Raw genomic sequence first — 25,581 nt, 5'->3', positions numbered from 1 at the left:
TCTCTACTATCGGAGGACGAGACGAACTCGCGGCTTCTCGGCGTTCCGCTCTCGTTCATGTCCGGAAAAAGACCGCGTCGGCTTGCAGCAGTCGTCCCGTCTGCGGATCCGAAAACACCGGATCGAGACCCATCAGGGTCAAGCCCAGGCTCTCAGCGCGATCGAGCCCTTCCCTATAGGTCATCGCGCCTTCGTACAGAGGAGTTAGGGACAGCTCCAGCTGTAGCCCAAGTATGCAGCCTTGTTCGAATAGCGCAGTAGCGCCATCCAGGACTGCACCTTCGTAACCTTGAACATCTACCTTCAAAAATGTTCGCGCCGACACCACGCCTAATTGCGGCAGCAATGTATCTAAACGGTCTTGTGATGCCGTATAAGTTCCGATGAATCGAGAGTCGGGCGCTACTTCGCGGTGCGCGTCGAGCATTTGAAGCACGGAACTTGACAGTCCCGAATTTCCGGAAATATTGATCTGGACGTCCCGCTTAGTGTCGCCGATCGCATATTGGTGAGTGTTCCAGTTTCCATCTGTAGACGCCTTTTGGCGGAGCGCGCTGAATGGCTCCGGTAGCGGCTCAAATGACGTAATGGCGCCACGGTAACCTAGCTGCCTGATAGCGGCACCAAAGCCACCATCATTGGCACCGACATCGACGATGTGCTGGATGTCGAAGTGGTCGAGCAGACGCGCAGTACGCGCCATCGGATCGTGCAGTGGGTAGCGAACTATATCTATGCCGAACCGCTGGACTAGTCGCCGCACATCATGCCGAATTGCCATTTTCTTCCGGGAACCTGGCTCACTGAGCCGGTCTCCCGATCCCTCCCCCCCAATGCCGACAGCCGACCAAACTAGAGGCTAGCATGATCGGTTGGTCTAGCCCATCGCGCGGCGACCGCGTGTAGCCGCCGAAGCGAACCTCACGCGAGCTTATTCACATCAACTATCGTTCCGGCTTTCAAGTTATAGCGCGACGCTGCCCCTCTCGTATCGATGACCAGATCCCACTCTCTGCTCTCAGCGACTGATTCGCTCACCAGCATCTGTCGAATGAAGGGGGAATTGGACAACACACCGAGATTCTGTCCGATAAGGTTTTGCGGTTCTACATACGGATCAAAGATCGATAGGTCATAGCCTGCGGTGATCAACATACGTGCCATGTCCACGTTTGGACTTTCCCGCAGGTCATCACTGTTGTCTTTGAAAGCAAGTCCAAGCATCAATACACTAGCTCCGTGTTTGAGCCCCTGTGTCGCATGATCGAACAGGAACGACTTATGCGCCTCGTTGCTTGCAATTAGCGAATCAATTAGGTGGGTGAAGCCACCAGATAAGCGAGAAATATGCTGCAGTGCCCTGACATCTTTCGGCAGGCACGAACCCCCAAACGCTCCGCCAGGCCTAAGATAATATGGTGACACGTTCAATTTCGTGTCGGAGACGAAAATGCGGTGAATTTCGGCCGCGCTGATCCCGAGTTGTACGCAGAGGCGGCCTATCTCGTTCGCAAAGACAGTTTTCACCGCATGAAAAGTGTTGTCGACAAACTTTGTGATCTCGCTTTCGCGATACCTAACGTAAAACACGGGCGCGTCGATGCCGCCGTTGATCGTATCGAGCACCTCGCACGGGTCGCCGGTCTTAGTGCCGATCACAATTTTAGGTGGATCAAAAAAATCACGCACAGCAGAGGATTCGCGCAGAAATTCCGGGTTGTATACCAGTTCGACGCGATGTACTTCTTCGCCAAGAATGCTTTCAAAGATTGGTTGTATGAGTTCTTCCGTCGTCCCGGGTCGGATAGTGGAGCGATACGCAACCGTCAATGCACGTTTCGGGTGAGCTTTAATATATTCCGCGAGCTGCCGAGAGACCTCTGCAATATGGGTCATGTTATGGGAGCCGTCGACAGCGCTCGGTGTTCCGACACAGACAATAATTAGTCGTGCATCGGCAATAGCCGGCCCCAGAACAGTGGTGGCTGTGAGCTTAGATTCTTCTCTGGCTTTGCGTATCAGCTCTTCGACGCCCGGTTCAGTGACGGGCGATCTTCCCTCCAAGACGGCTTTCACCTTAGTTTCGTTCGGGTCTACCCCGACCACATCGTGTCCCAGGCTGGCAAGGCACGCCGCGGCCGTGATGCCGACATAACCCAGGCCCATGATCGCGATTTTCACGATTCGTCCCCCTCTCGGATAGCACTCACACCGCATCCGACCAGGCTGCGTTGTTTTCCCACATCTCTTGTCGCGGCAGTAAGGCCGCACGGCGTAGCCGGTAAAGTCTTGGATGCCAACATCATCCGTCCTGTTCGACGGCAGACTCGATCAAACTCGCCCACTTCTGGAGTGCGACATCTTGATCAAGTTGCGTCTCGCGATATCGGCGGCCGTTGCGCCCTAGACGGGAGGCCGTTTCGGGATCCGCGCCGAACATCATGACCGCCTCTAACAGCTGCGCTGGATCCCCCGCTGGTACAACAGTTCCCGCCCCCGCAGCAGTAACCTCGGCTGCCGCAGTGCCACTACGATCGGTAGCCGCGATGATCGGCCTGCCCGCATCGAAATAGGATGTCAGCTTGCTGGGTACCGCCATGGCTGCAACACCCGGCTGCTCATTCACCAACAGCACATCTGCCGCACTAAGCGCTACACGATAGGCCCCGTCATCGAGCGCGGGGACGAAGGTGATTCGAGATACATCCTCCGCCAGTGCTTCCAAAGCTCGTCTTTCGCTGCCATCACCGACGAGCACAAAGTGCGCTGCCGCACCCATTTGATCCGCGAGTCGTGCAGCATCTACGACATTTCGTAATCCTTGCTTGGCGCCCATGTTCCCGGTGTGCACAGCAAGTGTCACACCCGTAGGCCACCCGAGTATTTCCTTGGCACGGTTGCAATCGGTTTCAGGCAATGGGGGGAGATGTGTCCAATTACGTATGACTACTACAAGATGCTCGGGTACTCCAAGATGTCGAACCAGGTATTCCTTGAAGCGAGGGTGAATGACCACCACTTTGTCGGAAGCGCGAAGAGTGAATGACTCGACCCATCGCGTAATGAGACGCACAAGTCGACCGCCCTCGCCAGTTTCCTCCATCCCTAACGAGTAGATGTCCTGAACCCAGGTGATTAACACGGGGCGGCGGACGCCAAATTTCGATCTAGCCACTGCCAGGGCCGACGAGAACAGCGACGGCGATACAACAATGACGACCCTTGGTACACGCCAACGGGATGAGATTAGCCGTATTCCAAAAGTCAATTCGGATACTAGACGCCGAACGCCGCGGGGTGACCGCGGGACATAATGCAGCAGACGGTTAACTTCGACACCGCCGAACACGCCGCGTCGAGCCCACCCGCCGTACCCATCGTGTATTGCCCACTCTGGGTAATGCGGATGGGCGGCCAGAACGCGCACTCGGTGCCCACAGGCGCTCAAACCCGTAGCGAGAGCACCCGTATACGGGGCGATCCCGGTGCGTTCCGGCGGGTAGTTCAAACCAAGAATCAGCACACTGAGAGGCCGAGGCATTGGTCGCCTACCTACTCGGCTCGTAGGGTGTAGTTGAACTCAAGACGTCTCCAGTGGTTCCGATAGCATGGCAACAATCGATTGGTTCGAGTGCTGTGGGCAGGCGGCGAACGGCCGCTCTGATGCTGTCACGGAATACCTTTGGATCTCCTCTGAGACAACGACACTCGTAAATAGGGACCACCGGCCACCAACGCGTCCGAACACGGTTGTGAGCATCTCCGCCTTTCGCCGTCATGAGGCCGCCGCGGCGTCGTTGCGCACAAGGTGTGCATTTTCCCGGTACCAGTCCACGGTGCGCCGAATCCCATCCTCCAAACTGATTTTCGGAGTCCAACCCGCCTCAGCCAGCTTGGATACGTCAAGAAGCTTTTGCGGCGTCCCGTCGGGCTTAGACGCGTCCCAGTGGGTCTTCCCGGTGTATCCGACGACGGAGGAAACGGTTTCCGCGATCTCTCGGATCGTCACATCGGTGCCGCACCCAATGTTGAGATGGTCTGGCCCGTCGTAGGTTTCGAGCAGGTGCAAGCATGCGTCCGCCAGATCGTCTGAATGCAGGAATTCGCGGCGCGGCGATCCCGTGCCCCAATTCGTCACGGACTCACGACCCAAAGTAACCGCCTCGTCGTAACGACGAATCAGAGCGGGAAGTACGTGTGAACCCGCTGAGGAGAAGTTGTCATGGGGCCCGTACAAGTTCGTCGGCATGGCGGAAATCCAGGGCAAGCCATATTGCCGTCGAACTGCTTGAACGTGAAGGATGCCGGCGATCTTAGCTATCGCGTACGCATCATTCGTCGGCTCAAGGTGCCCCGTCAGAAGATACTCTTCACGAATCGGCTGTTCAGCAAACTTGGGGTATATACACGAAGACCCCAAGAACAACAAACGTTCGACACCTTCGCGTTGAGCGGCGTCCAAGACATTTACTTGAATTCTAATATTCTCGCTGAGAAAGTCGACCGGGAACGTACTGTTTGCAAGAATGCCTCCGACCTTAGCGGCTGCCAGAACGACATATTGCGGTGCAGTCGATTCGAAGAATGAAAAGACGTCGTCGCGGTTTTTCAAATCAAGTTCGGCGGAAGTCTTCCCCACAATGTTCGTGAAGCCTGCAGCTTCGAGACGTCGCACGATGGCCGATCCGACCAACCCCCGATGCCCTGCGACGTAGAAAGCCGCCCCGCGATCCAGTTTTTGCGGCAAGTAAGGAACATTCTGGGTCATTGCGCGTACACGTCCGCTGCGTTCGGCGTGATCCAGGAATCCAGTGCGACCTTGTCTATCCAAGGCCTCCCCTCGTGCGAAAGCGCTTCAATATCGGCGTCAACCATCAACCGTGCGAGCGCTCGTCCGTCAACCGAGGGTACCCAACCCAGCCTTTTGCGCGCGCGCGAGGAGTCGCCGATTAGTGCGTCGACCTCGGTGGGCCGAAGGTAACGCTCGTCAAACTTGACGTGATCCCGCCAGTCAAGGTCTGCGTGACTGAACGCGATATCGAGAAATTCTCGGACTGTGATCCCCACGCCCGTGGCGAGCACGTAGTCGTCTGGCTCGTCTGTTTGCAACATTCGCCACATGCCCTCGACATACTCCGCGGCATACCCCCAGTCGCGCACCGCATCCAGGTTGCCCATGTAAACGTAATCCTGCTTACCCGCCTTTATAGCAGCAACTGCACGAGTGATCTTTCGCGTCACAAAGGTCTCGCCTCGGCGAGGGGATTCATGATTGAAAAGAATTCCATTCACCGCAAAGAGACCGTAGCCCTCCCGGTAATTCTTGGTTATCCAGTAGCTATACAACTTTGCGGCGGCGTAGGGCGATCGCGGGTAGAAAGGGGTGTCTTCGTTCTGGGGGGGTGGCGTAGCCCCATAAAGCTCAGATGAGGAGGCCTGGTAGAACCGAGTCTTGATACCGGACAGGCGAACAGCTTCCAGCATCCGTATAGTGCCCGTGCCGGTGGTGTCAGCAGTATGTTCCGGCTCGTCGAAGGACACGCGCACATGCGACTGCGCCGCAAGGTTATACACCTCGTCCGGATCGAGAGCTGCGAGTAGTGTCACCAGCCGCGCTCCATCGCTGAGGTCACCGTAGTGAAGAAATAACTTCGCATCGGGCAGATGGGGGTCGACATAAAGATGATCGATCCTCGAAGTGTTGAAAGTCGAGGCTCGACGAATCAAACCGTGAACTTCATACCCTTTGCTGAGCAGTAGCTCAGCTAGGTACGAACCATCCTGTCCCGTAATACCCGTAATTAACGCACGTTTTGTCATCCGGAAACCTTCGTTGATCGGCAGCCGCCCGCGTATGCGACGTCCTGCGGTTTCAGCTGGCGGACGCGCCGCCGCTTTTGTGAATCGCTTCTTCGGTGGACATGGCGGTCGTGATATCCCGCCGTCAAATCGGCACCCCCACCTGCTGGAACCCCTTCCCCCCGGTAAGTGCGAACAACCCCACCCTGCAGATCAGCTGCACCCCACCTCGTCGATCGTCTCGAGCGCACTGATGCGAACGTGCCACATCAATACAAGATGCACTAAAAGTCGACGTCAACCCCCGGACGATTGCGTGCACCTGTCGAACTACAGGCCTGACCCCCGCCATTCTACTCGGCAAAGAACCCATCGGCATTTGCGGCAAAGCAACCGATGGCTCAATCGACGGGTCGTGAACCGGTTATGATCCGGTGAGCGGGGAAGAAGCGTCGGTGCGCCGCGAGGGGGAGATAGCGATCATGGTCGAAAGCAGTTCGGATGATGAATGTCCAGCGTGTGGAGCAGCCGGAATGCGGGTTGTGAGCCCGCCTCGGCCCCAGTTTGTCAAACAGTGTTCCGGCTGCGGTTCGGCGTTTTTCTACTTCGGGGCCGCCCAACCTGTGAGCCACAACGATCAGTACAACGTCGACTCTAATTACCAGCGCTACCTCGAATCGGCGAACGAACCTTCTCTTACTGTCCGACATCACCAGACTTTGGCGCGATTAAGGACGCTGCTCCCCGAGGTTCAGCAGCCACGCCTTTTCGACGTCGGAGCGGGAGGCGGTGACTTCTTAGCCACGGCTCGCGACTGCGGCTTCTCAGTCGGCGGAAATGAAGTCTCGCAGCCGGCGATTAATGAGTGCAAGAACCGGCACGGCATTGATTTAGTACTCAGTGACGATCTGCGCGTATTAGCAGAAAGCACCGGTAAGTATGATGCGGTCACAATGTGGTGCGTCCTCGCACATGTGGACGAACCCCAAGAGTTGCTGCGGGGCGCACGCGCATTGCTGCGGCCCGGCGGCATTCTTTTCTTTTCTACGCCCCGGTACTGTTCAATTGATCGCGGCGCCCATCTGCTACGAAAGCTGACGAATGACCGCCATCGTCGCGTGTTCGATCGGCGCATTAATCATTTCCATCGTCGGCAGTACACCCGCAATGGGATCGAGGCTCTGCTCACTCGCGAGGGTTTTATACCACTTGCAGCCGAACCGACTATTGGCTACGGACTCAGAATGAGTGAATACCTAACCTCGATTGGACTGCCATCTCGCGCGGCCAGACCCGCAGGCCAACTTCTGGAGGCTTCCGCGAAGGCGGGGATGCTTCCCCGCAACATACTTAGTGTCTATGCGCGAGCGCCCGAGTGAGGTTGTGACGTGACGCCATGCCACCACCTAGGGCGAACCTGACGAACACGGGCAATCGATGCCCATTCGGCTCGCATTCATTCTGGACGGATCAAAGGCATGCTATTGATTGCCTCCGTGGCGCCGCCGTCGGCCACCGGCCGTTTGAGTTCCATCGCCACCTGCCTGTCGCGGCGGCGGTGATTGAGGTTGCTCATTGACGGGACCACTTGGGTCCGATTGAAGGCTCGTATCCTTGCCGTTATCTTTCGGCAACGAATACTCCCCGTAATACCCGTAGCTGTATGTGTATGAAGAGCCGCCCCGCATCGGCGTGAGAGTCAGGACTGCGCCCAATAGCGGCGCACCTACGTTCTGCAGGTTCTCAACCGCGTGCGTCAACTGCTCACGGCGAGTCTGACCATATCGAGCCATAATCAGCACGCCGTCCGCGCCCGCCCCCAGAATTGCGGCGTCCGTCACAGCGAGCAAGGGCGTGGAATCGACCACCACGTAATCGTACTTCGCACGAAGCTCGGAAAGCAGTTTGCGCGCCGATTGCGAGCCCAAAAGTTCACTTGGATTTGGTGGAATTGCACCGGAAGTCAACACCGTGAGCCCCGGGAAACGCGTAAGTTGCAGCGCTTCTTCCAAGGTAGCTTGGCCACTGAGCACAGTACTGAAACCAACAGGACCTACCAGGTCAAGGTACCTATGCAGCGTCGGCCTCCGCATATCTCCGTCAACGAGCACAACCTTGTGCTCAGCCTCCGCAAGGGCAAGCGCCAGATTAATGGCCGTAGTGGACTTACCTTCGCTCGGCATCGAGCTTGTCACTACGATCACCCGAGGCGGATTGTCGACCGCAAGGAATTGCAGATTCGTTCGAAGTTTGCGAAAAGCCTCAGCTATAGCCGAGTTGTCGTTATCAAAAGAAATTGCGGGTTGCTTACGCCTGTCTTTGTCCAATGGAACACTTCCGACAATACCTGAACCCGTAATTCGCTCGACAGTTTCGCGGTCCTTGACTGTGTTGTCGAGCATGTCCCGCACCACAGCGATACCTATGCCTAGAGCTAAGCCGAGCACGACACCAATTCCGATATTTCGGGAAGTCTTTGGCACAACCGGATGGTCAGGGATCGACGCGCGCTGTTCGACCACGACACGAGCGTCCGCGCTCGCACCATCCTCAGGTGTTTCTAGTTCACGTACCATCGATACGAATTCGTCCGAGAGGGTATTAGCAATGTCCCGCGCTCGCACCGGCGAGGCATCTAGAACAGCGACATTGATGAGCACCGTGTCTAGTTTTGCGCTGGCAGAAATATTGGACTGCAGCTCGGCCGCATCCATATTCAAGTTGAGCTTATCGATCGTGCGCTGGGCGAGTGTCTCACCCATAAGCAACTCGGAATATGACTTCACCCGTTCCTGCGAAAACCGGTTGCCCTGATAAGTCTCAGCTAGGGACGATCCCGCGGTAGTCGATACGAACAACCGGGTCGATGCCTGATACAACGGTGTCGTCATAAGCGTCACGGCGACTGCACCCAAAAGCACAATCAACAATGTCACGCAGACGGTAATCCACCGGATGCGTATCAATTTGACGAAGTCTTGCAGATTCAAGCCAACCCCTTCGACGGTACGTCCATGCAGGTGCAGACGATCCTTACTCGGTGCACTCGGGCACCATCACCTTCGGGACAACGGTCTCCACCAAGGGTTGGCTGGGCGCACGCGGAACTCCTGGCACCGAAGGCTCAGAGAGCTGAAACATGATATTCGCGGTTTGGCCGGGTGTGATGATGACCTGAACCTCAAAAACGGGGTGCCCACGCTCGGTGTACAAAATCGCCGGCACTTGTTCACCGTTGAGAATTGCGCTGGACAGTTCCGACCCCGCGGTACCGAAGAGACGCACCGATGTAACGCTAGTGCCCGTCGGCAGCGTGAGACCCAATTCGGGTGAGAGTCCAGCCGCGCCTGCTACATAGTCAGGTAATGGTTCGTTGGGCACCGCGTTTGTCAATTTCACAGTTACAGTTGATGCGCGCGTTTCAGTTCGGCATTGATCTGCTGCGTATTCAATCTGAGTCCTCATGTAGTAGTCGAGTTTGTTTCCCCCGAGATTGTTAATGACTACTCCAGCGTAGGGTCCCACATCATCAGGAAGGACGTGGGCGAGCGGAGTGCTTTCGAGCAATTTTTGGTCCTCTGGAACTGAACTCCATACGGCGATGCGACGCTCGCCAGCGGCCTTTCCGAGCGCGTCAAGCAATTTCCGGGGGGAGGCCACCGGCCCACTCATCTTGGTCACGACCGCGTTAGCGATGTCCTGCAAATATTGCTTGCGTGCAAGCTGGTCGGTCGGAAACCGATTATAGGCGGTCGACTCGGTCAGTTCGACGACATTTTCTTTTGAAACTTTTTCACCGCTCGGCAGGGTAACCGGCCCAACTGCGCCCAGAATATAACTCAGCGCTACGGGGTCTATTGCTATGACGCCGTCAACTTCCATACCGGTTTGTTCTAGCCACATCCCCCTCCAAATCTGCGCAGCATAAGGAAAATGCGGGCTAATATTACTGTTGCGAAAATCTGTGAATGGGTTCTGAAATCCGTACTGCTGGTCGTATTCCTCGCCGAGTTCAACCGGCGCGACAGCATCGGCCAGATCAGTGTTGGACGCTAGGGTGTCTACAGTTGGCATTCCATTATCGAACCGGAGGATCCCGTAGCCACCTAAGAGTCCCCCGGTACCCCGCGCCTCTGCGTTCGTCTGGAAGCCCATGAAGTAGGTACGGGGCCCATCCGCCCCCATCATCGAGGGCGCCAAGCGAGCGGCCAAAGCCGTGTTTTCTATAACTGAAGTGATACTGGAAATCTGACTCTGCAATTCAGAACGCGCATCCGCTAGCAGTGACACGTACCGGGGGTCAGCGATTGCGGCGGCGTCGCCGTTCAGACGCGAAGCGTTCGAAGACAAATTGCGCAGCTGAGGTTCTTGGCTGCGTAGCAAGTCGACGTCCACCCGGCCGTCCCGGTATAGCTGATCTGGCGAAATTGCCAGACCGACGTCCGCGGCGGGACGCAGCACATCAGAGGCAAGGCCTAGCACTACGTCCGTAACCTGCTGGCCGGTCTTGAACGGGCTACCGAGCCACGGGACCGCTGAAAAGATGTTCCAAGCGAGAGAGTGGGTGGCATCGTGAGCCGCCTGTGAGCGGTCCAGCGCTTGGTCTGCAGATATAGACGCTGCTTCTGTGTTTCCGTCCAGCAGGGCTTCTTTGGCATCCTGTGCACTATTGCGGGCCTGTTCCAAATTCGACTTCGCCTGGAAGGCGTTAAACGCTACCCAGCAGCACAATCCGAGCACGATCAGGACCACCACGGCGGTTCCGAGGAGGAAGCCGCGGCGACGGGCGAAAGCGGGCATCAGCCCCCGGCGCCCGCCGTGGTCCGCTTCCGTGTCGTTGCCGTCATCGGCGTCGTTATTGTGGTCAGGTCGGCGTCGAGGAAATCGCACTCAGAACTTCCTTGTACACAATTGAAGCCTGCACGTCGCCGTAGCGACGTGCAGGCTTCAATACCAAGTTGATTGGGGTTGCCCAGCTCTGACTTTCTAGCAGGTGCCCGTCGTGACGGCACCGTACGAGCCGGCGACGATCGAGGTCGAGCGGCCGCCGAAGCAAGCAGACTGGGACACGGACCCATAGCGCGCCAGCTGAGCGTTCAGCTGATTGATACGCCGCTGGTAGAAGGCGGCGAACGGCGAGTCGGGGTTCGCCTCCAGCTTCGACTGGTAGTTCAGGATGGTGAATCGCGTGAAGTAGGTCGACGTCCTGGTGACGACACCGGTGAACTGAACGACGAAGACGCCGATGAGTCCGTTCGGCTGCTGGGCGAGGTCGCCAATGACGTGCGCCGGCGCGGCCGGAACCTGCACGGCAGGAGCAGCATTGGCGGCGATCGGCGCGAAGACAGCGGCACCGCCGACTGCGGCCGCCGCGACCGACACCTTGAACTTGGTAGCGATGGCATTCATTGTGGATTCCCCCCATGAAGGTTCGTAGGCCCCTGTTGTTGCTGGAAGCTTCTCAGACCCCACACACCCTGTCAACCGAAACGCGGGGTTGTTCTTTTCGCGCCGCAATCCTTGAAAAAGCGTTTACCTGCGCCTCAATGAGGCCAGCAAACTACCTCTCGCAACGTGACAGCCCCCCCGAAACCCGGCAGCCGACCCGTCTGCGTCCTGTTTGCGCTGCACCTGGCGCTGTCGGCGGCGTTAAAACCACACAAGTCACCCGCCCAACGTCGCAACTCGGCCACTGACGAGTGGTTTGAGCAACGGGAGCCGACGTTCGTAGCTCCGGTCACACCCGCCCCGCACTTCGCATATTGGCGCGATCCTGTCGCCGCACGTCCCGCGGCGCCCGCCACCCGCCGCAGAACCGCGAATCTAAGGGACTAATAAGGGGCACCTGCGACACCCCTGCACACCGCCGTTAGCATCAGGACCTATGACCAGCGTGACTGAGCCTTCTGCCGAGCACGAGATCGACATCCACACCACTGCCGGGAAGCTGGCCGACCTGCGCAAGCGCGCAGAAGAGGCCCGGCACCCGGTCGGCGAAACCGCCGTCGAGAAGGTCCACGCCAAAGGCAAATTGACTGCCCGCGAGCGCATCCTGGCCCTGCTGGATGAAGGCTCCTTCGTTGAGCTCGACGCCCTCGCGAAGCACCGCAGCAAGAACTTCGGTCTCGAGAAGAACCGTCCCACCGGCGACGGTGTGGTGACCGGCTACGGCACCATCGACGGCCGCGACGTCTGTGTGTTCAGCCAGGACGCGACGGTGTTCGGCGGCAGCCTCGGCGAGGTCTACGGCGAAAAGATCGTCAAAGTGCAGGACCTGGCCATCAAGACCGGCCGCCCGCTGATCGGCATCAACGACGGCGCCGGTGCGCGCATCCAGGAGGGTGTCGTCTCCCTCGGCCTCTACAGCCGCATCTTCCACAACAACATCAAGGCCTCGGGCGTCATCCCGCAGATCTCGCTGATCATGGGTGCCGCCGCCGGCGGACACGTCTACTCCCCCGCCCTGACCGACTTCGTCATCATGGTCGACCAGACCAGCCAGATGTTCATCACCGGGCCCGACGTCATCAAGACCGTCACCGGCGAGGACGTCACGATGGAAGAACTCGGTGGCGCGCATACCCATATGTCCAAGTCGGGCACCGTGCACTACGTGGCATCCGGCGAGCAGGACGCGCTCGACTACGTCCGCGATCTGCTCGGCTACCTGCCCCCCAACAACTACGCCGAGCCGCCGCGCTACCCGGCCCCCCACACCGACGCCGCGATCGAGGACAGCCTCACCGACGAGGACCTCGAGCTGGACACGCTGATTCCGGACTCCCCTAACCAGCCTTACGACATGCACGAGGTCATCACCCGCATCCTCGACGACGACGAATTCCTGGAAGTGCAGGCGGGTTACGCGGGCAACATCGTCGTGGGCTTCGGCCGCGTCGACGGCCGCCCCGTGGGCATCGTGGCCAACCAGCCGACCCAGTTCGCCGGCTGCCTGGACATCAACGCCTCCGAGAAGGCCGCCCGGTTCATCCGGACCTGCGACTGCTTCAACATCCCGATCGTGCTGCTGGTCGACGTTCCCGGCTTCCTACCCGGCACCGACCAGGAATACAACGGCATCATCCGCCGCGGCGCCAAGCTGCTGTATGCCTACGGCGAAGCCACGGTCGCGAAAGTCACTGTCATCACCCGTAAGTCGTACGGCGGTGCGTACTGCGTCATGGGCTCCAAGGACATGGGCGCCGATGTCGTCGTCGCCTGGCCGACCGCTCAGATCGCGGTGATGGGCGCCTCGGGCGCGGTGGGCTTCGTCTACCGCCAGAAGCTCAAAGAAGCCGCCGCCAACGGCGAGGACGTCGATGCTCTGCGCCTGCAACTGCAGCAGGAGTACGAGGACACGCTGGTGAACCCGTACATCGCCGCCGAGCGCGGTTATGTGGACGCGGTGATCCCGCCGTCGCATACCCGCGGCTATGTCGCGACCGCCTTGAAGCTGCTGGAGCGCAAGGTGGTCCAGACTCCGCCGAAGAAGCACGGCAACATCCCGCTCTGATCCTGGTTCGAATCCGCTTCGCAGACAAGGACGTTCAACCATGAATCACGACGCCGACATCGTCGAGGTGTCCGACCCGCGGGACATGACGATCGACGACCCGCCGCAGCCGGATCCGCACTTCCAGGTCGTCAAGGGTGAGCCGACGTTCGAAGAGCTCGCCGCGCTGGTGACGGTGCTTGCCGGCGCCGGTGGCGGCGCAGCCGGCGACCCCGGCCCCCAGGAACTCAATCCGTGGGGCCACCCGGTGGACAAGCTGCGCTACGACGTCACCAGCTGGCAGCGGGTCACGCTGCTGGAGCGGATGCACATGAGGCGCTGATGAGCGCCTGCGCGAAGAAGAGACAGCTTCCGATGAGCGCCTGCGCGAAGAAGAGACAGCATCTGATGAGCGCCTGCGCGAAGAAGAGACAGCTTCTGATGAGCGCCTGCGCAAAGAAGCAACAGCTGCCATGACGCGGGTCGTCCTCGCCTCCGCCTCACAGGGCAGGCTCCGCGTCCTGCGACAAGCCGGCATCGATCCGGTCGTGATCGTCTCCGATGTGGACGAAGACGCGCTCATCGAGTCCATGGACGCCGACACCCCACCCGAGGCAGTGGTCGCCAAGCTCGCCAACGCGAAGGCGCTCAGCGTGGCGGCGAAGTTGCCTAACGAACTGCTCTCCGATTGCCTCGTCATCGGCTGCGACTCGATGCTTTATTTGGACGGGACCCTGCGCGGCAAGCCAGGATCCGCCGAAGAGGCGCTGCGGCAATGGGACTCGATGGCCGGCACCACCGGCCATCTGCTCACCGGGCATGCGCTGCTGCGACTGACGGCCGGCGTCATCACCCATACCGAAGGAGACACCGGGAGCACCACCGTCCACTTCGGACGGCCGTCGGACATTGAGCTGCAACGCTACGTCAAGAGTGGCGAACCGATCGGGGTCGCAGGCGCATTCACCCTGGACGGACTCGGCGGATGGTTCATCGACCGCATCGAAGGTGATCCGTCGAATGTCATTGGAATCAGCCTGCCGTCAGTCAATGCGATGATCCGCCGCACCGGTCTTTCGGTCTCCGACCTGTGGGCAGCAAAGTAAGACCCCCGGCGCGCGCCATAACGCGCTCGCAGACAAGGAACAGTCAGATGCGACGGGCGCACTCCAGCAACATGTGCCCTCGTGCTCGCATCACCAACTGTTGATGTGGTGAGGACGACGGCACGTAAACTTCAGTAACAGTTCTCGTCGCTGAGCCGCTTGACTCCCAGGCCGACATACTTCGACTTTTGCGAGATTGCGACACCCGCTTTCGGTGACTGCCAGCAGACAACCCAGTAGGTCATATTTATCTGCTCGCGGGTGCCCTTCGTGTCGTCGGTGACGATATTGAGTTCCGCACCGCCAGTGACGGTCAGCACCTCATCGATGGCGTTGGCCAAAACCATGCCTTTGACGTCAGGCATGAGCCACTCAGGGGCAGGCGCCGCGGCCACTGGGCCCGCAGCGCCGACCGCTCCCATAGACAACCCGCAAATCATCAACGCCGCCGCAATGCCCTTCGGCATATCCATCCCCCTCGCCGTTTATCTTGCCCACAAATGTTAGCCCTGTTGTCGCCTAGGCCGTCTTATACCCCGCGGAGTGCCAGCGCGGTGTCGGGTCTCCTGACCTACAAACGGGCGAGTAGGGCTAGCATCCGGTCGACGGTCGCTTGAGCGCCAGAGTAACCGACTGCGGCTTCTGCGGGTTCAACTTGACCGTCGATTCCGCCCGCGGCGATTGCCCACAGACAAGCCAGTTCGTGTAGTTGTAGACGACCTGGTTGAACGTACTGTCCACGAGGTTGAATTTAACGTTCCCCTCACCCGCGGCAGATGTCACCGCATCGATCGCGTTCTGGAGCACTTCGCCGCGCAGCGCGGGCATTTCCCACGTCGCAGCCTCCTGCGCCGAGGCGACAGGCGCCACTCCGAGGAGCGAGACAACGGACGCCGCCGTCACCGCGGCCACTCGCCCAAACCTAGTCAGCCCCTTGAGCTCCATGCAGGAAAGCGTAGTGGTGGCTGCCGGTTTCCTGCCAGTCGTTCGATAACAAAATGGCCACGGCGGCCGGCGAAATCACGCCCCGCAGTGCTCGGCGCCGGGGCGCTCGACCAATAACGTCACCGACTTCGTCTTCTGCGCCGACAGCGCGGTGCCGGCTTTCGGGGACTCCCCGCAGACGACCCACTCTTCGAGGTTGTAGACGGCCTCATGGTTCACGGCCTTCGTCTTGAAGGTCACCGGCATCTGATCGACGACGGTCTCGACGTCCTGCTCGGCGCGGAAGAGCACCTCGTCCTTGAGGTCGGGCATCACCCACATCGCGTTGGGTTCCTTGTACTGGATCAACCCGTCGTCGGCGTGCGCGGCCGCGGGTCCTGCGCTGGCGAGGCCGACGGCGAATACAGCACCCGCAGCAATTGCTATCGCGATTGTTCTCTTCACGGTCAGCCCCTTGTCCGGATCGTCAAATCGGCCCGATAGGCGCAGTTCTCAGAGGACCCTGCCGGGCTGACGTCGGGCTGAGCAGCTTTGCTCGCGTTCCCGACGCGGTGTCCAGCCAACTGTAAAGCTGCGAAACCCCTGTAGCAGGCCGCCCAAGCAAACCCCCAGAATCCACGCAGCCGACACGCAGCTGGCGCCCCTCGTGAGCTGCACCGATTTTGAGGGGTGACGCCGTGAGCTCCGACACGGTATCGTTGCAACACGACGTGGATGGGGGAAATCAGCGAACTGCTGACGCATCCGCAGAATGTACGCCGGGGGGACAAAAATGGTTACAAAGCTGGATCAATGGCGCGATTCGTCTGCACGTCGGCGCCGACGTGCAGAACGAGCAAATCATCGACTCGATGTCCAAGGCCTTCGGATGGTCGCCGTGCTAGCTCTGGTCGCTTTTCATCTGACGGGCTGGCCCCGCGGCGGCTTCGTCGGCATCGACGTCTTCTTCGTCATCACCGGATACTTCGTCACTGAAAGTTTGCTGCGAACGACGGCCGAGAGCGGCGCACTGCCGTTGGGCAAGTTCTATCTCGACCGCGTCCGCCGGATTGTTCCGGCCGCGACCGTCGTGCTGGTCCTGACGGTTCTCGCCTCGCTCTATGTCCTGCCCTCGACGGCACTCGCGATCGGCGTCGACGCCCTCTTCGGGTTCCTCTTCGTCGCCAACTGGCACTTCGCCGCGTCAGGGGCGAGCCCCCTGGCGGCCACGGACTCAGCGTCTCCGCTTCTGCACTACTGGCCGCTGTCGGTCGAGGAGCAGTTCCTCATCGTCTGGCCGCTGGTCCTCTTCGGCATCACCGCGATCGCGATTCGGGGCGCCTGGAGCGACGCCCGGTGGCGGGCACGCATCGCCTCGGCAATCGGCGTTGTCGTCGTCGCGTCGCTGACGTGGTCGATCTACGAGACGATGTCCTCTCCGTCGTGGGCCTACCTCAGCACGGTGACGCGTCTCTGGGAGCTCGGCGCCGGCGCGCTACTCGCCACCGCTGTGGGGGCGCTCGCCCGCATTCCGGACCTGATCCGCCCCATCCTGTCGTGGACCGGCCTGACGCTGATCGCCGCAGCCGTGGTCTACGTCGACGGCGCCTCCGGGTTCCCCGGGCCGTGGGCGCTGCTGCCGGTCGCCGGCGCCGCGCTGGTCATCGCCGCCGGCGTCGGTCGCGAACCCGATCTCCAGGGATTCCTGCGCAACCGGGTCAGCACCTACCTCGGCGACATCTCGTACTCCCTGTACCTGGCGCACTGGCCCGTGATTGTGCTTCTCGCGGTGGTCATGGAGCGCAACGTGTACTTCTACGCCAGCGCGGTGACCCTCACGTTCGGGCTCGCGCTGCTGCTGCACTACCTCGTCGAGAACCCGCTCCGGGACTTCAGCCCGACGGCGGTGCGGCAGGCGCGCGCCGACATGCGGCACGGCCTGTTTCACACCGAACTGTCGACGAAGGTCGGCGCGGTCGGCGGCCTCGTCCTCATCACCCTCAGCGTGATCAGCTACGCGATGAGCGGCGACGCCATCGGTGCGCCGACCCTCTAACTGGACACGATTGCGCCCAGAATCTGCAGAGCAGCCCCGGTAGGCTCACACACGTGCCGCTACCTGCTGATCCCAGCCCCGCCCTGCAGTCCTACGCTCACCCCGAGCGGCTGGTCACCGCCGACTGGCTGTCCGGCAATCTCGGTCGGCCGGGACTTGCGATCGTCGAGTCCGACGAAGATGTTCTGCTCTACGACACCGGCCACATCCCCGGCGCGGTCAAGATCGACTGGCACACCGATCTCAACGACCCGAACGTCCGCGACTACATCACCGGTGAGCAGTTCGCCGACCTGATGAACCGCAAGGGCATCGCGCGCGACGACACCGTCGTCATCTACGGCGACAAGAGCAACTGGTGGGCCGCCTACGCGCTGTGGGTGTTCACCCTGTTCGGCCACCCCGATGTGCGTCTGCTCGACGGCGGCCGCACGCTGTGGATATCCGACGGTCGCGACACCACGCTCGACGTACCCACCAAGCAGACCACCGGCTACCCCGTCGTGGAACGCAACGACGCCCCGATCCGCGCCTACAAGGACGACGTTCTGCAGGTCCTGGGCCGGCAGCCGTTGATCGACGTCCGCTCCCCGCAGGAGTACACCGGCGAGCGCACCCACATGCCCGACTACCCCGAAGAGGGCGCCCTGCGCGGCGGGCACATCCCCACCGCGGTGTCGATCCCGTGGGGCAAGGCCGCCAACGAGAGCGGACGCTTCCGCAGCCGCGCCGAGCTCGACGAGCTGTACGGCTTCCTCAAGCCCGAGGACGACACGGTGGTGTACTGCCGCATCGGCGAGCGCTCCAGCCACACCTGGTTCGTGCTCACCCACCTCCTCGGGATGACGGGCGTGCGCAACTACGACGGATCGTGGACCGAATGGGGCAACGCCGTGCGCGTGCCCGTCGCCGTCGGATCAGAACCAGGTAATGCGCCGGGCGACACACCGTGAGCATGCCGGCGGCGCTGGCCGAGGTGGTGTCGGACTTCAAAGAGGTTGAGGGACAAGACAAGTTGGCCCTGCTTCTGGAGTTCGCCGACGAGCTCCCCCCGTTGCCCGCCGAACTCGAAGAGGCGGCGATGGAGCCGGTCCCGGAATGCCAGTCCCCGCTCTTCCTGCATGTCGACGCCGGCGACCGCTCCAGCGTGCGGCTGTTCTTCAGCGCCCCCGCCGAGGCGCCGACCACCCGCGGCTTTGCGGCCATCCTCGCGACCGGCCTCGATGGGCAGTCCGCCGACGACATCCTGGCCGTGCCGGACGACTTCTACTCCGAACTGGGCCTGGGAAAGCTGATCAGCCCGCTGCGCCTGCGCGGCATGTCGGCGATGCTCAGCCGCATCAAGAAGCGTCTGAAGTAGCTCAGACCGCCGGCTGCGGTAATGCCGGGACCGGATTCCCCGGGGCCGCCGGTGTGACTTCGGTGCCGCTCGCGGTGACGATGGCTGCGTCGGTGAGGACGATCGGCGGGGGGCTGCCGGCAGGTGATCGCACGAACTGCTTCTCCGTCTTGCGGTCACCGCCCAACCTGCACGCGTCTGATTTCGCGGCATCGGCGCGTTTCTGCGGCTGCCAGATCAGTTCGACGTTCACGAGCGTGCGCCCGTCCGGAGCATCCGTCACCACCGGCTTGTAGTAGCAGGGAACGGTGAACAGCCGCGTGCTCGACGACGATTGGCTGCTACGAATCCGCTCCGAGAACGCGTTCTCCGGTACTTGGAAGAACACCTCGGCGACGTTGCCGCCCGATTCGGCGAAGGCTCCGACCACAGGCAGCAGGGCCCGCACCTCGGGAGACGGCGGCACGAACGCGGCGTCGGCGGCGGCCTGCTCCTCCGCGGCGCGCTGCTCCTCCTGCTCGGTGCGGCCGTCGCGCATCAGGGCCACGCCGAGAACCACCGACAGCACCACGAGGCCGACACCGCTGAGCCGGGTCATCATGTACGCGGCGTCGCTGGGCTCGTTGGCCTCCGGATTGCGGAACTTCCACGACTCGAACGCCCACCACAGAGCTCGCGGCTTCCACACCATCACACCGCCGACGAGCACCCCTAGAACGAGCAAGACCAGTCCACCGGCACCCATGGGCTGACACTAACCGCGGCCAAAGCCACCTTCGGGCACCAATTTCGGGGCCGAGCCGCTCGTAACGCGGCGGCCCTACTGACGATAAGCAGGTAACCGCGAAGGCCTGGCGCGGCCGACTCCGCCTGTTACTCTCGTCACTACCAGGTGATCAACAGCATTCCTACAGGGAGTGTTCAGGAAGGGTTGGGAATGTCGAAGACCACCACGGGTTGGATGCGTGCACGCAAGGCCGCTGCATGGGCAGCGGTGTTCGCCGCACCGGTCACTCTTGTCGCCCTGTCGAGCGCCACCGCCTCCGCCGAAGAACTGCGTCCCGACCGCACCGTCACCAGTCGGCAAGGCACCGTGTCCAGCGACGCCACATTCGGCGAGGTCCGCTCTGCCGACGACTACCTGCATGCCCAGGGCGAGGTCAGGGGTTCGCAACGAGCAGTGCCCGATCGTCTCAACGGCACCCGGGCGCAGCCGTTCCTACCGCGTTGGTCGGGCGGTCCCGGCATCGGCGGCTGGTGACCTCACTCTGATTCCGCACGCGCTCGGCACCCTGGTGCCGGGCGCGTTGCGTTGGGCCATCGTGCATTTCGACGCGCGACGGCATATCGAACACGACGCTGACGTCGGCCGGGATCTGCTGACAGCAGCCGCGCGCTGCGGCTACGCTCGGCCGAGCCGCTGCCATCGCCGAGGGGGAACTCAGATGGCGGGTCCGGCGAGACATTCGGGGATTCCATGGGAGCGATCAGGCGCTGGTGGCGACAGCCAGACCAGTACGACTGGCTCTCCAGCTATCTCCATGCCCGTGGGTTCTCCCGCCCCACGCAGATCTTCATGGCGGTCGTCTCCGCGTCGGGGACGCTGGTACCGGCCAATGCGCTGTGGGGCCCGACAGCGACCAACCACGTCCTGCTGCTCGGACTGGGCGTGGTCGCCGGAGTGGCCGGCCTCGGGTACGCGGTCCTCTGGCTGACCAAGTGGCCCACCTGGAGCCAGTCGGTCGGCTTCGCCCTCACCATCTGCGTATCGATCGCGCTGGGCAGCTGGACGAACGCCGACCCCGCTATCAGCCTGACCGCCTGCGCAGCGCTCGCCGTGTCCGGCGGTTACCTCGCGTTCTTCCACTCCACGCGGCTGGTCACCGCCAATCTCGCGGTGGCGCTGGGCATCGCAGCCGTGCACGCCGTGCAGCTCGCCGGCGAAGGCGAGCCCGTGCTGGCGCTGTCGCTGTACTTCCTCGTCGTCGAACTCAACGCCGGCGTCCCACTGGCCATCCAGATCGTGGTGCACGCGCTGGGTTTCGACCTGATCCAGTCCGACCGGGACCCGCTCACCGGTCTGCTCAATCGACGCTCCTTCGAACGTGAGGTGGTCGCCGCGGTACTGGACGACGAGCGCCACAGCCGCTTCCTGGTCTTCGCGATGATCGACCTCGACCATTTCAAGGCGCTCAACGACACCCTGGGGCACAGCGCGGGCGACGACGCCCTCGTCGCGGTCGGCCACGCGCTGCGGTCGAGGCTCCCGCAGTCGGCGATCGTCGGCCGGATCGGCGGCGAGGAGTTCCTTGTCGCCGACCTCCTCTCCACACCGATGCCGGGCGATCTCGGCGAGGGCGCCAGAGAGGCGGTGACCCACACGCCCTACGACCTGACCGCCAGCGTCGGCACCGCCACCGTCGCCATCTCGCAGATCGACGCGGGCAACATCGTCGACACGCTGCACCGGCTGACGGCCCAGGCCGACGTCGCGATGTATCAGGCGAAGCGGGGCGGGCGCAATCAAGTGCGCCACCATGCGGCGGACCTCGCGAACGGCGCATACGACCCGGACCGCAACGCCGTCGACTAGCGGTTCGACTGGTCTACGGGTCAGAAGGACGGGATGAGCATGCCGTCGACAAAGAAGTATCCGTTAGGAATCGTCAGGAGCGGCTGACCCAGGAACTGCTGGACGTCGTTCTTGACAGTCCGGAAATTCGGACTGTTGCCCTCGGAAGAGTTCTCGAATGCATTCCCGACGTCCAGATATGTGCCGAGCCCGCCGTGCACCTTCCAGAAGCCGCTGTCCACGAACGGGATCAGCCAGCTCTGGTCGGTGGTGTCGGACGTGAACGTGAACAGTTCATGGTCGTCGAGCGCATCGATATACAGATCGCCGTACCGGGAATGGGTCAACAGCGCGACGTTGTCCCGCGGATCCCAGAGATGGATCGTCGCGTACTTATCGCTACCGGCCTGCACGATAGGTGATCCGAAAGCCACGACGCTGGTGACATCGTAACGGCCGAGCGCCGCGATGTTCTGGGCGTCCATCCCGCCCTGGCTGTACCCGACGAGCATCACCTTCGCCCCAGGGGCCCGCTCCAACGCCGCGTCGATCAGCTTGAGTTGTTCCTCCTTGACCGTTCGCTGGACGAAGGCCGGCACGTTGTCGATCCGGGGTTGATTGGTGCCGAACCAGTCCTCAGTAGTCCCACCCAGGTAGACGATCACCCGGGCGTCGTTGCCCTCGTCGTCGAGCACCGTCTCGATGTGGACCCCTTCTGCCGCGTAGGCGGTCTTGTACCGAAGACGTTGGAAGAGGCCCGCATACGACGAGGGAGCGCTCGTCGCGGGATTCGAGTAGGAGGTTCCGGTCTTGATGATCGTCAGCGATCCCTGACCGACGGCGGAATCGGTGTAGTTCAGGACGTACAGTCGGCTGCCATCGGGACTGAGCGACACCGCCTGCGCGGTGGGCACAACAATTGGCGTACCGACGATCGTGTTGGTCGCGGTGCGGATCACCGTAATGGACCCCGCCATTCCCTCGGTGACGGGATCCGCGTTGGCGCCGCTTTGCACCACGTAAAGCCGCTGACCGTCACCACTGACGATGAGGTCGTCACCGCGGAACGACTGTGCGCCGACGCCGGGGATCGCGATGTGATCCTCGATCGCCATGTCGAGAACGGGATTCAGCACGGTCACCCCGTCCTCGGTGAGGACATACAGACGTCTGCCGTCCGGGGTCACCGCGATCTCGCGCACATCGATGCCCGTCAACGGCAACGACTGCGCGACGATCGCGTTCAAGTCGGTGTCCACCTGAGTGACCGTAGCGACCCATCGGCCGTCGAGGCGTGTGCTGAGGGCGGTGTAGATGTACTTGCCGTCGGGACTGACAACTGTCCGGTCGTAGACGGCGTTGGCGTCCAGTGGCCCGGCACCGCCACCGTTGACGATGACGGACTGGGTGTCGGCTCCGATGATCGTGAACACCTGGCCGGGAGTGGGCGGCGCGGTCGTCGCCGAACCGAGCACATAGATCCGACTGCCGTCCGGGCTCACCAGGAGGTTTCGCGGGCCGCCATAGAGGATCGGTCCGCTGACCACTGTGTCGTTGAGGTGGTCGACGATCGCGCGGCCTCCGACTGTCGTTTTCGTAAGAGTGTCGAAGACTGTCACCGTCCAGCTGTCGGCGGCGGTGTAGATGTATCGGCCGTCGGGCGTGATCACTATTCTGTCGAGCCCTGGGCTGCTGTTGTTTAAGAAGAACGGGCCGCCGGCGACTGTGCCCGTGTCGGGGTCGATTTCGGTGATATAGCGTCCGTAGCCGTCGATGTAGGTGCTCACATACGCGCGGCCCCGATTCGGGTCCATCAGCACCACACCGTTGGAGCCGACCACCTGTACGCGCTTCAGCTCACCGGTTTCGGTGTCCACGAGGGCCACCCCCGCGTCGCCGTAGAAGGTGACGACTGCATGGCCGCCGTCTGGTGTCAGCTTCATGTCGAACGGTCGTGCGCCCACCGGTATGTCGGCGATCACCGGTCGTGCATCGATCATCACGGTGACGGTCTTGTTGACGGCGGCCTCCCCATCACTCACGGCGACGGTGAACTGCACGGTCGATCCTCCGGACACCCATGACGCCATTCGTGCCTCAAAGGTGGGCGTGAACTGCCACGACCCGTCCTGCGCATCGAGTTCGACGGTACCGGTCCTGGAATCGACGTCCGTCACCAGCGCATAGCTCAGCGGACTGCCTTCCGGGTCGACGAAACCCAGGTGCCCGGTGACCGCACCCGTGATCAGGTCGGGCTCCCCCATATCGGCGAACTCTGCTTGCGGAGGCAGGTTCCCGACGCTGGGCGCGATCGGGACCTCCACCGGAATCGACGTGATACCGCCGTGGCCGTCCTGCACCGTGACGGAGAAGCGGTCGACCTTCGCGGCGTTGTCAGCACCCGCTGCACCGGCTGCGACGCGCGCCTGCACCGTCGGGGTGTAAATGAACGACCCGTCCCCCTTGACCTCCACTACGCCCTTACCCGACTCCGTGCCGCGGGTAAAACTCAGTGGATCGCCGTCGGGGTCTGTAGCGGTTACCCGTCCGACGACAACCCCGGTTGCCGAAGCAGGCTGACCTACAGTCGTTCTGCCGGGGCGGGGCGCGTCGTTTCGGGGCAAGATGGGAAGGGTCACCGAGATCGTGGTCACCGCCCCGTATTTGTCTTTCGCGACGACGACGATGGTGTCCGTGGTGTCATCGGGATTACCCGTGGCAGCCGCGTGCCGCGCGGCGGCGGTCGGTGTGTACTTGAACGTGCCCCCCGAATACACGGTCACCCGACCCTTCGAGGTGGTCGACGATCCGGAGTAAGACAGCGAATCACCATCAGGATCGGCGGCATTGACGGCACCGGTGATCGCACCGCTAAACCCGCTGTATCCGCTGAATATAGGAATCCCGGCGACCGGCGCCGAGTTCTCCGGGGCGATGGCGACCCGCGCCGTCAGCGTCCGAACACCGCCGTGATCGTCGTCGACGGTGACCACGAAGCTGTCCGTATCGGAGCGCCACGTCGACCTGGCGTTCAGCCGCGCTGCGTCACTGGGGACATACGTGAATGTGCCATCCGTATTGAAGGTCAGTGTCCCGCTCGACGGATCTGCGGCGCTGTACATCAGGACGTCGCCGTCGCTGTCGCGCGCGGTGATGCGACCGGTGACCACGCCGGTGACGGGATCGGCGGCGGCACGGGTGGCGCGCAGCATTGACGGTGCTCTATTCAGCGGCTTGACCGGCACCGTCACAGTAATCTCGGCGATGCCGCCCCGGCCGTCACTGACAGAGATCACGAACGAATCGCTTCTGGCTGCGGGATCCTCGGCTGCGGCGGCGTGCCGGGCGGGGACGGTCGGGGTGTAGGAGAACGTCCCCCGCTCGTTGATCGTCACCGTTCCTCGTGATGCAGACGACACGGTGTAGGTCACGCGATCGCCGTCCGCGTCTACGACACTGACCCTGCCGGTCACTTTCCCGGTCCAAGCGCTGGGGGAACTCTGCCGACTCAGGGTGGCGGCAGGGGCGGAGTTGACGACGGCGGTCGCCGGTAATTCTGCGCCGGGGTCGTCAGCGGATCCACTGAACTGGCGACGGGCGGCGGCGAGTAACGCCCACGCCAGCGGCGACTCGACAGGGGCCACCGGGCCGTCCAGGAGCGCCGACGTGAGGTCATCGAGAACTCCATGTGAGCCCGCAATCTCGGTGGTCGCTGTACGCGCCTCCTTTACTTCGGAGGGTGCACGCTGCGTCGCGCCATCAAAAAGGGGCTGCTGCACAACCACCGGAAGGTCGTCAGCCTTTGCCTCGGTGTCGACAAGTGTCGAATCCGAATCCGCGATTTCGTCGAATTCTGACGCATCCGACTCGCGCTCGGCCGGCAGCCGGTACTGGTCGTTATCGGAGCCACGGTTGGGCCGATGCCGCGGGGTGTTGAGAGTGGGCGGGTTCTCCGAGTCGCCCGCCCGACTGTCCTCTTCGTCGGAAGGCTCGAAGTCCCCGCCGGCGTCGTCTAGTGCATCGTCGTCGGGCGCCTCGGTGACGCCGTCGGAGTCGGCATCCTCGGCGGCCGCAGTGTCGGCGTCTGCCGGGGGAGCTTCGTCCGCAGAACCAACCCCGCTGCCGGCCGACCCGGTATGCGCCGGGCCGGTGGCGTCCGCAACCGGGGTCACTGACGACTCCGCGCCGCTTTCCTCGGCAACGGCGACGCCGGCACCGGACAATGCTGCAGCCGCGATAGCGAGACTGACCGCGCCTCCCCCGAGCCACGCTATCGGCTCAACCCCGCCACGC

At 61.9% G+C, this 25,581-nt stretch carries 23 protein-coding genes; 10 read left to right on the top strand and 13 right to left on the bottom strand.

Going from position 1 to position 25,581, the window contains the following annotated elements; all coding sequences use genetic code 11:
• Positions 1 to 55 precede the first annotated feature (55 nt).
• From FHR72_RS13675 to gmd, 5 genes are all read right to left on the bottom strand, one after another.
• Positions 56 to 703: an FkbM family methyltransferase gene (locus tag FHR72_RS13675; protein WP_183468827.1), complete on the bottom strand. Its 648-nt coding sequence runs from the start codon at positions 701 to 703 to the stop codon at positions 56 to 58.
• A 218-nt stretch (positions 704 to 921) separates the two neighbouring features.
• The gene (locus FHR72_RS13670) at positions 922 to 2,181 is read right to left on the bottom strand and encodes a nucleotide sugar dehydrogenase (RefSeq protein ID WP_183468826.1); all 1,260 of its coding nucleotides are present in this window, start codon (positions 2,179 to 2,181) and stop codon (positions 922 to 924) included.
• Between the two features lie 121 nt (positions 2,182 to 2,302).
• Entirely contained in the window at positions 2,303 to 3,541 is a 1,239-nt protein-coding gene (locus FHR72_RS13665; RefSeq protein WP_183468824.1) for a glycosyltransferase family 4 protein, read from the bottom strand.
• Between the two features lie 234 nt (positions 3,542 to 3,775).
• A complete protein-coding gene (locus FHR72_RS13660; RefSeq protein ID WP_183468822.1) occupies positions 3,776 to 4,768 on the bottom strand; it encodes a GDP-L-fucose synthase family protein in 993 nt (330 codons plus the stop codon).
• On the bottom strand, positions 4,765 to 5,820 hold the full coding sequence (gene gmd, locus FHR72_RS13655; protein ID WP_183468820.1) for a GDP-mannose 4,6-dehydratase: 1,056 nt from the start codon (positions 5,818 to 5,820) through the stop codon (positions 4,765 to 4,767). The genes FHR72_RS13660 and gmd overlap by 4 nt, the downstream gene beginning before the upstream one ends.
• Positions 5,821 to 6,233: 413 nt before the next feature.
• On the opposite strand from gmd, the gene FHR72_RS13650 reads away from it, so the two are divergent.
• Complete coding sequence (locus FHR72_RS13650) at positions 6,234 to 7,178, top strand: class I SAM-dependent methyltransferase (protein ID WP_183468818.1); 945 nt, start codon at positions 6,234 to 6,236, stop codon at positions 7,176 to 7,178.
• 102 nt (positions 7,179 to 7,280) lie between these two features.
• On the opposite strand, the gene FHR72_RS13645 is transcribed toward FHR72_RS13650, so the two are convergent.
• The 3 genes from FHR72_RS13645 to FHR72_RS13635 form a co-directional block, all read right to left on the bottom strand.
• Positions 7,281 to 8,789 (bottom strand): tyrosine-protein kinase domain-containing protein, encoded by a 1,509-nt coding sequence (locus tag FHR72_RS13645; protein WP_183468816.1) that lies wholly within the window; start codon positions 8,787 to 8,789, stop codon positions 7,281 to 7,283.
• 43 nt (positions 8,790 to 8,832) lie between these two features.
• On the bottom strand, positions 8,833 to 10,599 hold the full coding sequence (locus FHR72_RS13640; protein ID WP_183468814.1) for a DUF4012 domain-containing protein: 1,767 nt from the start codon (positions 10,597 to 10,599) through the stop codon (positions 8,833 to 8,835).
• 186 nt (positions 10,600 to 10,785) lie between these two features.
• On the bottom strand, positions 10,786 to 11,181 hold the full coding sequence (locus FHR72_RS13635; protein WP_311736136.1) for a hypothetical protein: 396 nt from the start codon (positions 11,179 to 11,181) through the stop codon (positions 10,786 to 10,788).
• A 502-nt stretch (positions 11,182 to 11,683) separates the two neighbouring features.
• On the opposite strand from FHR72_RS13635, the gene FHR72_RS13630 reads away from it, so the two are divergent.
• The 3 genes from FHR72_RS13630 (at position 11,684) to FHR72_RS13620 (ending at position 14,397) form a co-directional block, all read left to right on the top strand.
• Positions 11,684 to 13,312 (top strand): acyl-CoA carboxylase subunit beta, encoded by a 1,629-nt coding sequence (locus FHR72_RS13630; RefSeq protein ID WP_183468810.1) that lies wholly within the window; start codon positions 11,684 to 11,686, stop codon positions 13,310 to 13,312.
• Between the two features lie 40 nt (positions 13,313 to 13,352).
• Positions 13,353 to 13,634: an acyl-CoA carboxylase subunit epsilon gene (locus tag FHR72_RS13625; protein WP_183468808.1), complete on the top strand. Its 282-nt coding sequence runs from the start codon at positions 13,353 to 13,355 to the stop codon at positions 13,632 to 13,634.
• A 130-nt stretch (positions 13,635 to 13,764) separates the two neighbouring features.
• Entirely contained in the window at positions 13,765 to 14,397 is a 633-nt protein-coding gene (locus tag FHR72_RS13620) for a Maf family protein (RefSeq protein ID WP_183468806.1), read from the top strand.
• A 131-nt stretch (positions 14,398 to 14,528) separates the two neighbouring features.
• Here the strand turns inward: FHR72_RS13620 and FHR72_RS13615 are convergent, their stop codons facing one another.
• The 3 genes from FHR72_RS13615 to FHR72_RS13605 form a co-directional block, all read right to left on the bottom strand.
• A complete protein-coding gene (locus tag FHR72_RS13615; protein ID WP_183468804.1) occupies positions 14,529 to 14,870 on the bottom strand; it encodes a hypothetical protein in 342 nt (113 codons plus the stop codon).
• 118 nt (positions 14,871 to 14,988) lie between these two features.
• Positions 14,989 to 15,342: a hypothetical protein gene (locus tag FHR72_RS13610; protein WP_183468802.1), complete on the bottom strand. Its 354-nt coding sequence runs from the start codon at positions 15,340 to 15,342 to the stop codon at positions 14,989 to 14,991.
• A gap of 75 nt (positions 15,343 to 15,417) precedes the next feature.
• A complete protein-coding gene (locus FHR72_RS13605) occupies positions 15,418 to 15,786 on the bottom strand; it encodes a hypothetical protein (RefSeq protein ID WP_183468800.1) in 369 nt (122 codons plus the stop codon).
• 233 nt (positions 15,787 to 16,019) lie between these two features.
• Between FHR72_RS13605 and FHR72_RS26555 the strand changes: the two genes are divergently transcribed.
• From FHR72_RS26555 to FHR72_RS13590, 4 genes are read left to right on the top strand one after another with little or no spacing between them, the layout of a single operon-like run.
• Positions 16,020 to 16,226, top strand: a complete 207-nt coding sequence (locus FHR72_RS26555; protein ID WP_260156027.1) for a hypothetical protein — start codon at positions 16,020 to 16,022, stop codon at positions 16,224 to 16,226.
• A complete protein-coding gene (locus tag FHR72_RS13600) occupies positions 16,211 to 17,377 on the top strand; it encodes an acyltransferase family protein (protein ID WP_260156026.1) in 1,167 nt (388 codons plus the stop codon). The genes FHR72_RS26555 and FHR72_RS13600 overlap by 16 nt, the downstream gene beginning before the upstream one ends.
• A gap of 53 nt (positions 17,378 to 17,430) precedes the next feature.
• Entirely contained in the window at positions 17,431 to 18,330 is a 900-nt protein-coding gene (locus tag FHR72_RS13595) for a sulfurtransferase (protein ID WP_183468796.1), read from the top strand.
• The gene (locus FHR72_RS13590; RefSeq protein ID WP_183468794.1) at positions 18,327 to 18,737 is read left to right on the top strand and encodes a SufE family protein; all 411 of its coding nucleotides are present in this window, start codon (positions 18,327 to 18,329) and stop codon (positions 18,735 to 18,737) included. The genes FHR72_RS13595 and FHR72_RS13590 overlap by 4 nt, the downstream gene beginning before the upstream one ends.
• A gap of 1 nt (position 18,738) precedes the next feature.
• Here the strand turns inward: FHR72_RS13590 and FHR72_RS13585 are convergent, their stop codons facing one another.
• Complete coding sequence (locus FHR72_RS13585; protein ID WP_183468792.1) at positions 18,739 to 19,461, bottom strand: DUF6199 family natural product biosynthesis protein; 723 nt, start codon at positions 19,459 to 19,461, stop codon at positions 18,739 to 18,741.
• 192 nt (positions 19,462 to 19,653) lie between these two features.
• Between FHR72_RS13585 and FHR72_RS13580 the strand changes: the two genes are divergently transcribed.
• Positions 19,654 to 19,977, top strand: a complete 324-nt coding sequence (locus tag FHR72_RS13580; RefSeq protein ID WP_183468790.1) for a hypothetical protein — start codon at positions 19,654 to 19,656, stop codon at positions 19,975 to 19,977.
• A 216-nt stretch (positions 19,978 to 20,193) separates the two neighbouring features.
• Positions 20,194 to 21,309 carry a GGDEF domain-containing protein gene (locus FHR72_RS13575; protein WP_183468788.1) on the top strand — a complete coding sequence of 372 codons (1,116 nt, stop codon included), beginning with the start codon at positions 20,194 to 20,196 and terminating at the stop codon, positions 21,307 to 21,309.
• Between the two features lie 20 nt (positions 21,310 to 21,329).
• On the opposite strand, the gene FHR72_RS13570 is transcribed toward FHR72_RS13575, so the two are convergent.
• A complete protein-coding gene (locus FHR72_RS13570; protein WP_183468786.1) occupies positions 21,330 to 25,460 on the bottom strand; it encodes a YncE family protein in 4,131 nt (1,376 codons plus the stop codon).
• Between the last annotated feature and the right edge of the window lie 121 nt (positions 25,461 to 25,581).

This window comes from Mycolicibacterium iranicum (assembly GCF_014190915.1).
GTDB lineage: Bacteria > Actinomycetota > Actinomycetes > Mycobacteriales > Mycobacteriaceae > Mycobacterium > Mycobacterium iranicum_B.
The sequence above is the reverse complement of the archived record's forward strand: the minus strand, read 5'-3'. Positions and strand labels throughout refer to the sequence as shown.